Genomic DNA, 13,799 nt, shown 5'->3' with positions numbered 1-13,799 from the left:
CAGACTGCCAACATGCAACCACTGCAACCAACTACCGACCAAACCGCACAAACATCAATGGTGCTGAGGTCGGAAGGACTGGTCAAGAAATACGGCAAACGCACCGTGGTAAATGGCGTGTCGTTTGACGTGAAGCAAGGTGAAATTGTAGGATTGCTCGGCCCCAATGGTGCCGGAAAGACTACTTCGTTTTATATGACAACGGGGCTTGTTGTGCCCAACGGTGGCCGAATATTCTTGGACAATCACGAGATTACGAAAGACCCCGTTTACAAACGTGCACAAAAGGGCATCGGATATCTGGCACAGGAGGCATCGGTGTTTCGCAAAATGAGTGTGGAGGACAACATTGCCTCTGTGCTCGAAATGACGGGACGATCAAAAGAGTATCGCAAAGAGAAACTCGAAAGTCTGATAGCCGAATTTCGACTGCAGAAAGTGCGCAAGAACCTTGGCGACCAACTGTCGGGCGGTGAGCGCCGACGTACTGAGATTGCTCGCTGTCTGGCTATCGACCCAAAGTTTATCATGCTCGACGAACCATTTGCGGGCGTTGACCCCATTGCCGTGGAGGACATTCAATACATTGTGTGGAAACTGAAGGACCGCAACATAGGCATTCTCATCACCGACCACAATGTGGAGGAAACACTTTGTATTACCGACCGTGCATATCTGCTGTTTGAAGGCAGAATACTATTCCAAGGTACGCCAGAGGAATTAGCTGAGAACCAAGTTGTTCGAGATAAATACCTAACTAATAGCTTTAAGTTGCGCAAAAAGGATTTCCAAACCATGGACCGTGACCGCAGCAACAACTAATAACACACATACCGCATTATGCTTTTATCAATACTGCTTTCAGTTGCAGCATCTGCTACCACCGACACTTTGGTGGTTAAAACAGCACAGATGGAGGGTCCCTACACCATACAAAGTCCCTACTCTACCGATTCTCTAAATACTAAAGGACAGCCTTTTGACATTAAGGAAGCACTCGGCAGCAACGCCAAACTCATCAAGACGAGTGGCGTGCGCAAGCCCGTTTTTACCAAAATCAATCAAGGCTATCACTTTACGCTTGAAAAGGACAGCTTGCCAGCCATGCGCATTTTGCGATTTAACCTGCAGGCTGACCGCTACACTAAAGCGCACGTCGACATTAAAGGCATCAGCAACTACAAGTTGTACGTCAACGACAAAGAAAGCAGCAGTGACCTGACACTTACACCAGGACGCGCCGAACTGGCTCTGCAAATATTTACACAAAAGGCCGACAAGGACTCATTTGACGTGAGCATCACGGGCAAAGACCTTGCCGGATTGCAAGTGAATGCTACGGGTAAACGCCCATTCACCATTGGACAACAAACTTGGGGACCACACTACCGCAACGTGGCGCTCTCGCCCACGGGTAAATACCTTGTAACATCGAGCTATTATACCAAGACCGATGGTAAAAGTCAGTATACCACCACGCTGACCGAAGTGGCTACAGGACGCGAACTGATGCACCGCAATGAGTATGTAGAACTGAATTGGCTCAACGGCAACCGCGATGTGTTATACTACACTCGCCCCAGCGGACAAGGCAAGGAACTCGTAGTGTACACACCTGCCGACGGCAAAGAACAAGTGTTGGCCGACAACATGCCGGACGGAAGCTTTAATGTGTCGCCCGACGGGAACTACCTCATCTTCAACAAGACCGAGGAGGGTGAGGGCTCTAAAAATGGCTTGAAACGCATACAAGAGCCCGATGACCGCCAACCAGGCTGGCGCAACCGCAACAACTTATGGCGCTATGATTTGAAAAGCGGACTTATGCAACGCATCACCTTTGGCACTGCCGGCGTATGGTTAGCCGACATCTCTGCCGACGGCAAGCAACTGCTGTTGCAGTACGGCCGCACCGACGTGAGCAAATTGCCCATTTCACGCACCACTTTTGTACGCATGGACGCCTACACAGGAAAGGTTGACACACTGCTTGCAGACACTACTTTCATCAATAGTGCGCAATTCTCACCTAACGCACAACAGCTGCTCATATCGGCCTCGCCTGGCGCATTTGCAGGAATTGGGAGCGAAGTTAAAGCCGGACAAACACCACAAGGCTTTGACTACCGGCTTTACATATACGACATAGCTTCGCGCAAGACCACACCCGCCCTACGGCATTTTAATCCCTCGGTGGCCAATTACGAATGGAACAAGGGCGATAACATGATTTACTTTACTGCCGACGACCGCATGGGACGGAACCTTTTCCGTCTCAACCCTAAAAATATGCAAGTCACACGCTATGAGTTGCCCGTCACATACGTGCAGGATTATAGTATTGCCACAACTGCCAAGTCTGCACCCCGCGCAGTATTTTTTGGACAGACACCGCAACGAGCACGCGACATGTATACTTGCGAATTGGGCAAAGCAAAGCCACAAACTCGCCACATTGGTTCAATCAACTTTGACGACATATATAAAGACGTAGCTATCGCCCCAAGTACCAGTTGGCAATTCAAGGCCACACGTGGCGACTCTATCGACGGTTTTTACCTTTTACCGCCCAACTTTGACAGCAGCAAGAAGTATCCCATGATAGTGTACTACTATGGTGGTTGCTCACCCTCGAGCAATCAACTTGAATCATGGTATCCGTTCCAAACCTTTGCAGCACAAGGCTACGTAGTTTATGTGCTCAACCCAAGCGGAACTACCGCCTATGGCCAGGAATTTGCTGCACGCCACGTCAACACATGGGGACACGAATCTGGCGACGACATCATTCAGGGCGTCAAAGAGTTCTGCAAGCAGCACAATTTTGTTGACGCCAAGCGTGTAGGCTGCATCGGTGCTTCATACGGTGGTTTCATGACAGAATACCTGCAAACACGTACTGACATATTTGCTGCAGCCATCTCACACGCCGGCATCAGCAACATTGCCAGCTACTGGGGCGGCGGCTATTGGGGCTACTCTTACGGCGAAACAGCTCAATATGGTAGTTTCCCATGGAACAACCCCGACCTCTACGTCAAACAGTCGCCTCTGTTCAATGCTGACAAAATTCACACGCCCCTACTGCTGCTGCATGGTACAGCCGACACCAACGTGCCAACCAATGAGAGCCAACAACTCTACACTGCGCTCAAAATTCTTGGCCGCGATGTGGCATACGTACAGGTGGAGGGTGAGAACCACGTCATCACCGATTACAACAAACGCCTCGCATGGCTCAATGTAATCTATGCCTGGTTTGCCAAATATCTGCAAAACGACAGCAGCTGGTGGGACAGCATAAAATAAGTTGTCACTTTAGCAACACCATACGGCTGGCTAACCAATCATTTGTTCTGTCGGCGGAATAAATAACCACCCTGTTAAGGTTATGAGATTATAGCGCATTGCCAATAAGGACAATCGCTCATCATATAATCTCATAACCTTAACTCATTAAACACATACATACTTTATGATTATTGAAATAACTCTCCGCCTGCTCATCGCCCTGGTGTTGGGTGGTATTATAGGCATTGAACGCGAATACAGGTCGAAAGATGCGGGATTTCGCACCCACTTCTTGGTAGCACTCGGCAGTGCCCTGTTCTGCATCGTGTCACAATATGGCTTCGGATTCGACCTGAAAGATTCCTCACGCGTAGCAGCACAGGTTGTTTCAGGAATAGGTTTCCTTGGCGCAGGCACCATCATATTTCAAAAGAATGTGGTACGCGGCCTCACCACTGCAGCCGGGTTGTGGGTAACTGCAGCCATAGGCCTGGCTTGCGGCAGCGGCATGTATGCAGCAGCAAGCATTGCCACTGCCATCGTCATTATCGGGCTCGAAGTACTCATAGCCTTTGTTCCACACATCGGAAAGACCGTGGTAGAATTGTCTTTCTACACAACAAATGAAAGCAACATAAAGGTCATTATCAAACAACTCAAACAAGCCAATATCAGTATTTCGTCATACAAACTGCGCAAACAGCAAACTGCCCAAAACACCGACTTGTACAAGGTAGAACTCGAACTCCGCATCAAAAGGCACACCAGCAACGAACACCTAATAGAAATGGTTAGCCATTATGACGATGTGACAATATCAAGCGTAGAATAGCTGTAATAAGCAGGTTTTCGAATACAGATGATACGAATAGGTGTAGAAGATGATGGTGTAAACTAATCTTGAAGACTTGATTATAATAGTCACGTGCTTGCCTTTACAGCCTCTGCAGACCATAAAACGCACTTAAAACCGCTGATTTACATAAAAAACTACTCGGAGGGTTTGCCATGAAACAAAAAAGTAGTACTTTTGCACGCCGATTATTATCTGGCCGGCCATAAAAGCCAGCCAATCCGCAGGTTAATAGTTGCATCCGTTCTATTGGCCAGGGTGTAATGGTTAGGTAATATCTGCGGTAAAAGATAAACATTAGTAGTTACAATTAAAACAAACAAAAGTGGACACTTTAAGTTACAAGACCATTTCTGCTAACAAAGAGACTGCACAAAAAGAATGGGTAGTAGTAGACGCTACTGACCAGGTTCTCGGTCGTCTTTGCACAAAAGTTGCCAAACTGCTGCGCGGTAAGTATAAACCCAATTTTACTCCGAACGTAGACTGCGGCGACAACGTTATCATTATCAATGCCGACAAAATCCAGCTCACTGGTAAGAAGTGGACAGATCGCATCTATCTTACTTACACTGGTTATCCTGGTGGTCAGCGCGAACACACTCCTGCCAGCATCATGGCTAAGCCCAACGGTGCAGACAAACTTTTCCGTCGCGTAGTTAAGGGTATGCTTCCCAAGAACAAGCTCGGTGCCAAGCTCCTCACAAACCTTTACGTTTACGAAGGTGCAGAACACAAGCACGAAGCACAAAGCCCCAAGGCAATTGATATTAACCTCCTTAAATAAGCTTAGCAGCAATGGAAATGATTAATGCATTAGGCCGCCGCAAAAGCGCCATCGCCCGTATCTACGTAACCGAAGGTACAGGTAAAATTACCATTAACAAGAGAGACCTCACTGAGTACTTCCCCTCTCCCATCCTGCAGTTTGTTGTAAAGCAGCCCCTTACCCTTTTGGACGTTGCTGAAAAGTACGACATCAAGGTAACCCTCTGCGGTGGTGGTTTCACTGGCCAGAGCCAGGCTCTTCGCCTCGCTATCGCCCGTGCACTCGTGAAAATCAATGCTGATGACAAGAAGGCTCTTCGTGCTGAAGGCTTCATGACTCGCGACCCCCGTGCCGTTGAGCGTAAAAAGCCCGGTCAGCCCAAGGCTCGTCGTCGCTTCCAGTTCAGCAAGCGTTAATATTCAAATGCGCTGCTTGAAATCACACGACAAATGTGCCGCATGATTTCAGACTTGCAACTGGATTTACGTTTAGTATCTAAACCAGCAGGATCTTCTGATACAAGACTTACTTACAGAAGCTACCCGCTGGCTGGTTGAACTAAAACACAACTCACAAAGAAAGTAAACGAACAAAACAAAACAAAGAAATGTCTAGAACATCATTCGACACCCTTTTGGAGGCCGGTTGTCACTTCGGTCACCTCAAACGCAAGTGGAACCCCGCCATGGCTCCTTACATTTTCATGGAGCGTAACGGCATTCACATCATCGACCTTCACAAGACTGTTGCCAAGATTGACGAAGCTGCTGAAGCTTTGAAGGCAATCGCAAAGCAGGGCAAGCGTGTCCTCTTCGTAGCTACTAAGAAGCAAGCAAAAGAGGTTGTAGCCGACAAGGCTGCCTCAGTTAATATGCCTTACGTGACTGAACGTTGGCCGGGCGGTATGCTCACCAACTTCCCCACTATCCGCAAGGCTATTAAGAAAATGGCCAATATCGACAAGTTGATGAACGATGGTACTTACTCTAACCTCTCAAAGCGTGAAATCCTTCAGATTTCTCGTCAGCGTGCTAAGTTGGAGAAGAACCTCGGCTCAATCAGCGACTTGACTCGTCTCCCCGCCGCTCTGTTCGTGGTTGACGTATGCAAGGAGCACATCGCAGTAAAAGAGGCTCAGCGCCTCGGCATCCCTGTGTTTGGTATTGTCGACACTAACTCTGATCCTAACGTTGTAGATTACATCATCCCTGCCAACGATGACTCTAACAAGAGCATCGAGGTAATCCTTGACGCTGTATGCGGTGCTATCGCTGAAGGTATCGAGGAGCGCAAGGCCGAGAAGGTTGACGCTGAAGCCGCTGGCGAAGGCGAAGCCAAGACTCGTAACAAGCGCGCTTCAAAGGCTCGTGCCGACAAGGACGAAGCTACTGAGGCTCCCGCTGCTGAGGCTAAGGCTGAGTAATCTTTTCATCAAGTAGTTCTTAGTTTTAAGGTTATAGGGTTATAAGGTTAGTTTTTGCCGTTATCGACTAAAGGTGACTTTGTAACGGCTTGTGCCTTAGAACTAAGGACTTTTCTTTTTTAGTTAATACTATCTCAAAACAACTATATATTTCCAACAATAAAATGGGAGTAGCATTAGAAGATATCAAGAAGCTCCGCACCATGACTGGTGCTGGTTTGGGCGACTGCAAGAAGGCACTCGCTGAGTCAAATGGTAACCTCGAAGAGGCTATCGAAATCATTCGTAAGAAGGGTCAGGCTGTAGCTGCCAAGCGTTCTGACCGCGAAGCAGCCGAAGGTTGCGTGCTCGTAAAGAGCGAGAACGGCTTTGCTGCCATCATCGCTTTGAAGTGCGAAACTGACTTCGTTGCCAAGAATGCTGATTTCGTTAAGCTCGCTCAGGACATTCTTGACGCTGCTGTTGCCAACAAGTGCAAGAGCATCGACGAGGTTAAGGCTCTGCCTATGGGTGGCCACACTGTAGCTGAGGCTGTTACTGACCGTAGCGGTATCACTGGTGAGAAGATGGAACTCGATGGCTATAGCTTCATCGAAGGCGACAATGTGGCAGTTTACGACCACATGGGCCGTCACATGCTCTGCACCATGGTACAAACGAACAAGTCTGCTGAAGAGGAGGCTCACAACGTTGCCATGCAGGTTGCAGCAATGAACCCCGTAGCTCTTGACGAAGCAAGCGTTCCCCAGGCTGTTAAGGACGAGGAACTTAAGGTTGCCATCGAAAAGACTAAGGAAGAGCAGGTTAAGAAGGCTGTTGAAGCAGCATTGAAGAAGGCCGGCTTCAACCTCTACATTGCCGAAAGCGAAGAACACCTCGAAGAAGGCATCATGAAGGGTAACATCACTGCTGAGCAGGCTGACCAAATCCGCGAGTTGAAGAAGACTACCGCAGAGCAAAAGGCTGCCAACCTTCCCGAGCAGATGATTCAGAACATCGCCAACGGCCGTATGAACAAGTTCTACAAGGAATCTTGCCTCTTGAACCAAGAGTATATCCAGGATAGCAAGATGACCGTATCAGAGTACCTCAAGTCTGCCGACAAGGAACTTACTGTTACTGCCTTCAAGCGTTTCACTCTCCGCGCTGAATAAGCCAATATCACATACGATATAGATATTAAGCCTCGTTGCTACCGGACATACGTCCCAAAGCAATGAGGCTTTTTGTATACAAGCAGTTATTTCAAAACTGCGCTCTGCGCGTGCTTTCGTTTACAAAATGAAGAATAATATACATGGTATGCAAACATTTTGCTAACTTTGCAACATAAAATACAAACACAAAGATACATTACTATGGACTTATTTGTAAAAAAGAGCGCAGAGGATTTACTACACGAAGCCGACAACGAAGGTGGAAGGGGATTAAAACGTGTGTTAGGCCCTTGGGGGCTGATAGCCCTTGGCGTCGGTGTGATTATTGGTGCCGGTCTATTTTCTGTAACAGGCATTGTAGCAGGAGAGCACACCGGTCCAGCCATCGTCATTAGTTTCGCGCTGGCAGCCATTGCGTGCGCCCTGGCAGGTCTTTGCTACGCAGAATTCGCGTCAATGCTGCCCGTGTCAGGCTCTGCATACACCTATTCATACTTTACCATGGGCGAACTTGTGGCCTGGGTCATCGGTTGGGACCTCGTGCTCGAATATGCCGTGGCATCAGTAGCCATTTCCATTTCGTGGAGCAAGTATTTCAGCATCATGATGTCCGACATCGGGTACGCCATACCTGTTGAGTGGACCGCTTGCCCGGCAGAAGGTGGCGTGTTTAACCTGCCCGCTGCACTATTGGTTGTATTACTGTCCGTTATACTAATGAGAGGCACCGCAGGCAGTTCTAAATTCAACGACTTTATGGTCACGCTCAAGATAGCCGTAGTTTTAGCCTTTATAGTCATTGGTTTCAAATACATCAACACCGACAACCTCACCCCATTCATACCTCAAAACACAGGTGTATTTGGTCAATATGGTTGGTCGGGCATACTTCGTGGCGCAGCCATCGTATTTTTTGCATACATCGGCTTTGATGCCGTCAGCACAGCTGCACAAGAAACCAAGAACCCACGCAGAAACATGCCAATCGGTATTTTAGGTTCACTCATAATATGCAGCATATTGTACATGGTGTTTTCATTTGTCATGACAGGTGTAGTAGACTACCATGCCTACATCGGAGCCGAAAGTATAGCCCCCGCAGCGACTGCCGTTGCCCACATGGGTCCCGTTGGTCCTGACGGTGTTGTAGTGCCGGCCTTTCCGTGGTTAAATCGTGGCATCATTGTAGCCATATTGCTGGGCTACGCAAGTGTGGTACTCGTCATGATGTTGGGGCAAAGCCGCGTATTTTACAGCATGAGCAAGGACGGACTTCTTCCGCCAGTATTCTCTCACCTGCACAAACGTTTTCACACCCCTGCACGCAGCAATTTCCTTTTTATGATTATCATTGGTTTGCTTGCAGGCATAGTCCCAGCCAACGTAGCTGGCGAGATGACAAGCATCGGCACACTCTTCGCTTTCTCACTTGTGTGCCTTGGCGTGATTGTAGTGCGTCGCACTCAGCCCAATGCCCCGCGAGGTTTCAAAACGCCCCTTGTGCCATGGATACCCGCAGCCGGTTTAGTGTGCTGCGTAGGCATGATGCTCTTTCTTCCGGCCGAAACATGGATACGTCTTGTCATGTGGATGCTCATAGGCATTGACATTTACTCATTCTATGGCATAAAGCACAGCACTGCCGGAGGTGGCACAGTGCGACGCCATGGCCAAACCATACTGAGCGCCATTGGCGTGTTTGTAGCCTTCCTTTGCATCATCACCGGATTTTGGCATCAACAGACTGTAGGTTGGCAAGAAAGCCATTTGATGTTATGGATAGCAAGTTTGTTTGGCGTGGCACACATATTCTTCTTCCTCGCACGCGGTTTTACGCATAAAGCCAAACAGGTGTCCAGAATTATGTTGTAACACCCAGTACGGAAGTTGCACAAAAAAAGGAGATTTGCCTAATGCCTGATAAGCATCAGCAAATCTCCTTTTTTATATTCAAGAGCCTTTAGCCTCTGAATGGATTATTCCCACTCAATTATACTCCATCTAATATTAGAACCAACATATTTAGCATTCTTAGCACCGGTTTTTCGACTTTATCTGAATAAAGTTGTAAATTTGCATTAGCTACTTCCAAATTGGGGCGTAGTTCTTTTACTTTTTGACTAAGTATCAAGAGACAGCTTAAGTGCTGGACCAACCGAGCTGACATAGCCACGGTGGTAAAAACGATACGAGTTTAAGGATTTAGAGCCATAATCATTAAATTAAAAAGGTATGTCACAAAAACAGACACTTTTGGAATTGTTATGAGCAGTGTGGAGCATACTAATGCCTCACACTTTAATTGCATGCCCTTCTCCAAGGTTACAAACGAGGCGAATGGCACAAATATGCGTTGTATGAACGAAGTAAAAAGGTAATACAGATTTCGTTAATATGCTCCAGCAACTATCACATGACGCCGTCATTATTAAGGACGGTGCCAATCAGCATAGCGACACTGAAAAGGTTCGTCTATACATCAACCAAGCGTTGGCTATAACGTAAGCAAACGTATTTCATTCACCCACAATAATATTAGAACATGACACATCGTAACACAGAGCAACTAAAGAATAGCATCACCCTAATGAATGGAGAGGCACTTGAGTGTTTTCCAAAGCAATCCCCCCAAACAAAATTTGCGTCCGATAAAATGCAGTTGAATACAACAGGAGCGTATTGGGGTATGGGTGTTATACCATGCAAACCACGACCAAATGCAGATGAAGAAAAAGAACGTCAGAAAAAACTCTTTACCGACAACGCTTTCTACCTTTTGGCCCATAGTGAGCGTATCTTACGCGACAGCAGAATGTTTCTTGCTCCTGTTGCCGTTCAAAACGGACTCGCATACACTGGCACATCAGGCTTCAATGCCCCTACAGTGGGCATATATTTGGAATGGTGGGCAACTTGCCCAAAAGCATTGCGCACAAATAAAGAAGGTCTTCGAAGTCTTGTCTTTCACTTGGCAGGCAGCCCGTTGAGTGGTGCGAACCGCTGTGCAGAGGTCTATGAAGACGGTCGTGTTAAATCTGTATCCGTCTCCTTATTTGCAAGCCATTGGCAATCATTCACGGCTATCAACACACGGTATGACGAGGCTAAGCACATCTATCAAGTCTACACGCTTGAGCAGGTGCTTGACATCTTGCACGCTGAGGATAGTGAAGATTGGAACTATTCTGTTGAAATCAAGGAGCACTTTATGCAATCTGAGATTAACCAACTGAAAAAGAGCATAGAACAAATTACTGCGGAATCGGACAAATGGCACTCTATGTATGCGGACACTTGGTTAAAGCACAACGATGAAGAGATAAGTGGAGCCTTTTCCGAATTTCAATCCTTCAAAGAGCATACTGAGAGGGAAATCGACCTGATCAACAAACAGAAACGAAAATTGAAAGTCGAACTGAAAAACGGTCATATAAAGAACACCACTTACCAACGAACATTAACGCCGTTGAACAAGCAGATAGATGCCTTAGAACTTAAGGTAATAACAAGGCAGCACGAGCTTTTCGACCAATTCCTCTCAGCTGGCATCAGTTATTGTATGATAGAAAGTTACATGAACAAAAAGAATGAAGGGTGGTTCTAAAAATTCTGTTTTTAGAGTTCTGCTATTCTGAAATGTGATTTGCACGCTCTCGAAAGTGTCTTTCTGAAAGTTTGTTCGGTCACATAGCCCGCTATGCTCCCTCACAAACTTTCAGAAATACACTTCCGATAGCGCACAAATCCCTATTTCAGAATTATTAGAACCACCCTAAATGCAAGCAGGCATAAGTAGGGACGAAATCGGGAACGATTTTTGATAAATCGTACAAGAAAGGGGGATTTGTTGACAATCAGTAATTCACGTCAACAAATCCCCTACTCTTTAGGCTAAAACCAAATTACATGACATTTAGCCCCTATATTTCGGCATTCCGATCATTCCCACTCAATAGTTGAAGGCGGTTTTGACGAAATGTCGTAGCATACGCGGTTAACACCCTTCACATGGTTAATGATGTCGTTCGACACCTTAGCCATAAAGTCGTAAGGCAAATGCGCCCAGTCAGCCGTCATGGCATCAGTACTTGTCACAGCACGCAATGCTACAGGGTGTTCATAAGTACGCTCATCACCCATCACACCAACCGAACGTACGGTTGAGAGCAACACGGTACCAGCTTGCCATATTTGGTCGTAAAGGCTTACTTCTATCTCGCCGTCCTTCATGTCAGCCGGCACACCTGCGGCAAGCACGCGACGTGCTTCCTCTCCCGAGAGTTTTACCTTATAGTCGCGCAGGCCACGTATATAGATGTCATCAGCATCTTGCAAGATGCGCACCTTTTCGGGTGTAATATCGCCAAGAATGCGCACAGCCAAGCCCGGTCCGGGGAATGGGTGACGCGTAATCAAATGCTCGGGCATGCCCATTGAGCGTCCCACGCGGCGCACCTCATCCTTAAACAGCCACTTGAGCGGCTCACAAAGTTGCAAGTTCATCTCCTTGGGCAGACCGCCCACATTGTGATGGCTCTTTATAACCTTGCCTGTAATGTTCAACGATTCTATGCGGTCAGGATATATCGTGCCCTGTGCCAACCATTTGGCATCAGTAAATTTCTTAGCTTCGGCGTTGAACACCTCCACAAAGTCACGACCGATAATCTTACGCTTTTGTTCAGGATCAGTAACACCCTCCAAGTCGGCAAAGAATTTGGCCGAAGCATCAACTCCGATCACATTCAAGCCCAAGCATTCATAGTCGTGCATCACATCACGGAACTCGTTCTTGCGCAACATGCCATGGTCTACGAATATACACGTAAGATTCTTGCCGATGGCACGGTTGAGCAACACGGCAGCTACTGAACTGTCAACACCGCCCGACAGACCAAGAATAACACGGTCGTTACCAAGTTGCGCCTTCAGTTCGGCCACTGTTGTATCCACGAATGAGTCAGGACTCCAATCCTGGCGGCTGCCACAAATGTCTACCACAAAGTTCTTGAGCAACTGCGTACCTTGCAGAGAGTGGAACACCTCCGGGTGGAACTGCACACCCCACAGCTTCTCGTTGTCAGCCTGATAAGCTGCAAACTTTACCTTTGACGTTGAGGCAATGCAATGAAAGTTTTCGGGAATAGCTGTAATGGTATCGCCATGGCTCATCCACACCTGAGAGTTTTCGTCAAACCCCTTAAACAAGGGATTCTCATGGTCAAACTGCTCCAAGTTAGCACGTCCATACTCACGGCTGCCGGCTGATTCTACCTTTCCGCCATAAGTCTGCGCCATATACTGTGCACCATAGCAAATGCCCAGGATAGGATACTTGCCACGGATATTGGTCAAATCTACCTTAAAGGCCTCCGGATCGTACACGCTATAAGGTGAACCAGAAAGGATTACACCAATCACGCTCGGGTCGTCGTGTGGAAACTTGTTGTAGGGCAGAATTTCGCAAAACGTGTCGAGTTCGCGCAAGCGGCGACCGATCAACTGAGTCGTCTGCGAGCCGAAATCGAGAATAATGATTTTCTGTTGCATACGTTATAAAATGGTTTTGCGTACAAAGATAGTGCAAACCGAGCGCAATACAAAATGAAAGGCCCAAGACTTTCATTTTTATTGCCGAGGTGCAGCCTATCATAACAAAATCACATATCCAAAGGCATATAAAACTGCAAACAAGAAGGCATATAAAACCGCAAACAATTTATACAAAAAGCCACACCTCACGCCGCAAATTCAACCACATCAAACAATTTTCCCTCCGAGTGAATGCAGTTTTGAATAATTTTATGTAAGTTTGCACTTGTCGCATCATAAGATTATGACTGCCCATAAAACAGACATACTCATTAACTGCAAGCTAATAACACACCGATTATGAAAACAATCAAAAAGCAAGCCACAATGTGGACACTCGCACTCATCACACTGATGACCATGTTCAGTTGTGACGAAGATTGGTGGAACGACTGGGACGGTGGTTCAGACATAACAGGCCAATGGAGAATTGTCGAGACCACAGGCTACGGCCCATACAGACAAGACGACTATTGGACGTTTTACAAAAACGGCGATTTTTACACCGAGGGATATGGCACACAGCCAGAGCATGGATATTGGCGCATGAACGGCCGGCGCAACATACAAATATTATTTGGCGATTACGTCAGCATGGACGCATACGTCAGCACCTTCAGCGGCGACTACATGACACTCAACGTCGATGACTACGACAGCCGCACCAGTTACACGCTGAGATTTGTACGCGCCGGTGGTTACGATTGGTAAACA

The 13,799-nt window shown here is 47.2% G+C and carries 11 protein-coding genes and 1 riboswitch; of the genes, 10 read left to right on the top strand and 1 reads right to left on the bottom strand.

All coding sequences use genetic code 11. The features are described 5' to 3' along the window. Positions 1–12: 12 nt before the first annotated feature. From lptB to BQ5453_RS10120, 9 genes are all read left to right on the top strand, one after another. Complete coding sequence (lptB, locus tag BQ5453_RS10160) at positions 13–822, top strand: LPS export ABC transporter ATP-binding protein (RefSeq protein WP_071123619.1); 810 nt, start codon at positions 13–15, stop codon at positions 820–822. 18 nt (positions 823–840) lie between these two features. Then, the gene (locus tag BQ5453_RS10155; RefSeq protein WP_071123130.1) at positions 841–3,309 is read left to right on the top strand and encodes a S9 family peptidase; all 2,469 of its coding nucleotides are present in this window, start codon (positions 841–843) and stop codon (positions 3,307–3,309) included. Between the two features lie 166 nt (positions 3,310–3,475). Next, positions 3,476–4,123 (top strand): MgtC/SapB family protein, encoded by a 648-nt coding sequence (locus BQ5453_RS10150; protein ID WP_071123129.1) that lies wholly within the window; start codon positions 3,476–3,478, stop codon positions 4,121–4,123. A 346-nt stretch (positions 4,124–4,469) separates the two neighbouring features. Continuing rightward, on the top strand, positions 4,470–4,931 hold the full coding sequence (gene rplM, locus BQ5453_RS10145; RefSeq protein WP_022101677.1) for a 50S ribosomal protein L13: 462 nt from the start codon (positions 4,470–4,472) through the stop codon (positions 4,929–4,931). Positions 4,932–4,942: 11 nt separating this feature from the next. Next, positions 4,943–5,329: a 30S ribosomal protein S9 gene (gene rpsI, locus BQ5453_RS10140; RefSeq protein ID WP_022101676.1), complete on the top strand. Its 387-nt coding sequence runs from the start codon at positions 4,943–4,945 to the stop codon at positions 5,327–5,329. A 191-nt stretch (positions 5,330–5,520) separates the two neighbouring features. Next, positions 5,521–6,336: a 30S ribosomal protein S2 gene (gene rpsB / locus BQ5453_RS10135; RefSeq protein WP_071123128.1), complete on the top strand. Its 816-nt coding sequence runs from the start codon at positions 5,521–5,523 to the stop codon at positions 6,334–6,336. Positions 6,337–6,500: 164 nt separating this feature from the next. Continuing rightward, the gene (gene tsf / locus BQ5453_RS10130) at positions 6,501–7,490 is read left to right on the top strand and encodes a translation elongation factor Ts (RefSeq protein WP_071123127.1); all 990 of its coding nucleotides are present in this window, start codon (positions 6,501–6,503) and stop codon (positions 7,488–7,490) included. 204 nt (positions 7,491–7,694) lie between these two features. After that, a complete protein-coding gene (locus tag BQ5453_RS10125; RefSeq protein WP_071123126.1) occupies positions 7,695–9,365 on the top strand; it encodes an amino acid permease in 1,671 nt (556 codons plus the stop codon). A gap of 247 nt (positions 9,366–9,612) precedes the next feature. Then, a riboswitch (SAM-I-IV-variant riboswitch) is annotated at positions 9,613–9,728 on the top strand. A gap of 352 nt (positions 9,729–10,080) precedes the next feature. After that, a complete protein-coding gene (locus tag BQ5453_RS10120) occupies positions 10,081–11,097 on the top strand; it encodes a hypothetical protein (RefSeq protein WP_143033373.1) in 1,017 nt (338 codons plus the stop codon). Between the two features lie 335 nt (positions 11,098–11,432). Here BQ5453_RS10120 and guaA read toward each other — a convergent pair whose 3' ends face one another. Beyond that, the gene (guaA, locus tag BQ5453_RS10115; RefSeq protein WP_071123124.1) at positions 11,433–13,043 is read right to left on the bottom strand and encodes a glutamine-hydrolyzing GMP synthase; all 1,611 of its coding nucleotides are present in this window, start codon (positions 13,041–13,043) and stop codon (positions 11,433–11,435) included. Between the two features lie 342 nt (positions 13,044–13,385). Here guaA and BQ5453_RS10110 point away from each other — a divergent pair, with 342 nt between their 5' ends. After that, positions 13,386–13,796, top strand: a complete 411-nt coding sequence (locus BQ5453_RS10110) for a hypothetical protein (protein ID WP_071123123.1) — start codon at positions 13,386–13,388, stop codon at positions 13,794–13,796. The last annotated feature ends 3 nt before the right edge of the window (positions 13,797–13,799 follow it).

The organism is Prevotellamassilia timonensis, assembly GCF_900106785.1.
GTDB lineage: Bacteria > Bacteroidota > Bacteroidia > Bacteroidales > Bacteroidaceae > Alloprevotella > Alloprevotella timonensis.
The sequence above is the reverse complement of the archived record's forward strand: the minus strand, read 5'-3'. Positions and strand labels throughout refer to the sequence as shown.

Excerpts from the sequence above, each read along its gene's own strand:
- BQ5453_RS10150 (WP_071123129.1), top strand. The coding sequence starts at position 3,476 with ATGATTATTGAAATAACTCTCCGCCTGCTCATCGCCCTGGTGTTGGGT.
- BQ5453_RS10110 (WP_071123123.1), top strand. The coding sequence starts at position 13,386 with ATGAAAACAATCAAAAAGCAAGCCACAATGTGGACACTCGCACTCATC.
- BQ5453_RS10155 (WP_071123130.1), top strand. The coding sequence starts at position 841 with ATGCTTTTATCAATACTGCTTTCAGTTGCAGCATCTGCTACCACCGAC.
- rpsB (WP_071123128.1), top strand. The coding sequence starts at position 5,521 with ATGTCTAGAACATCATTCGACACCCTTTTGGAGGCCGGTTGTCACTTC.
- lptB (WP_071123619.1), top strand. The coding sequence starts at position 13 with ATGCAACCACTGCAACCAACTACCGACCAAACCGCACAAACATCAATG.
- BQ5453_RS10120 (WP_143033373.1), top strand. The coding sequence starts at position 10,081 with ATGAATGGAGAGGCACTTGAGTGTTTTCCAAAGCAATCCCCCCAAACA.
- rpsI (WP_022101676.1), top strand. The coding sequence starts at position 4,943 with ATGGAAATGATTAATGCATTAGGCCGCCGCAAAAGCGCCATCGCCCGT.
- guaA (WP_071123124.1), bottom strand. The coding sequence starts at position 13,043 with ATGCAACAGAAAATCATTATTCTCGATTTCGGCTCGCAGACGACTCAG.
- tsf (WP_071123127.1), top strand. The coding sequence starts at position 6,501 with ATGGGAGTAGCATTAGAAGATATCAAGAAGCTCCGCACCATGACTGGT.
- BQ5453_RS10125 (WP_071123126.1), top strand. The coding sequence starts at position 7,695 with ATGGACTTATTTGTAAAAAAGAGCGCAGAGGATTTACTACACGAAGCC.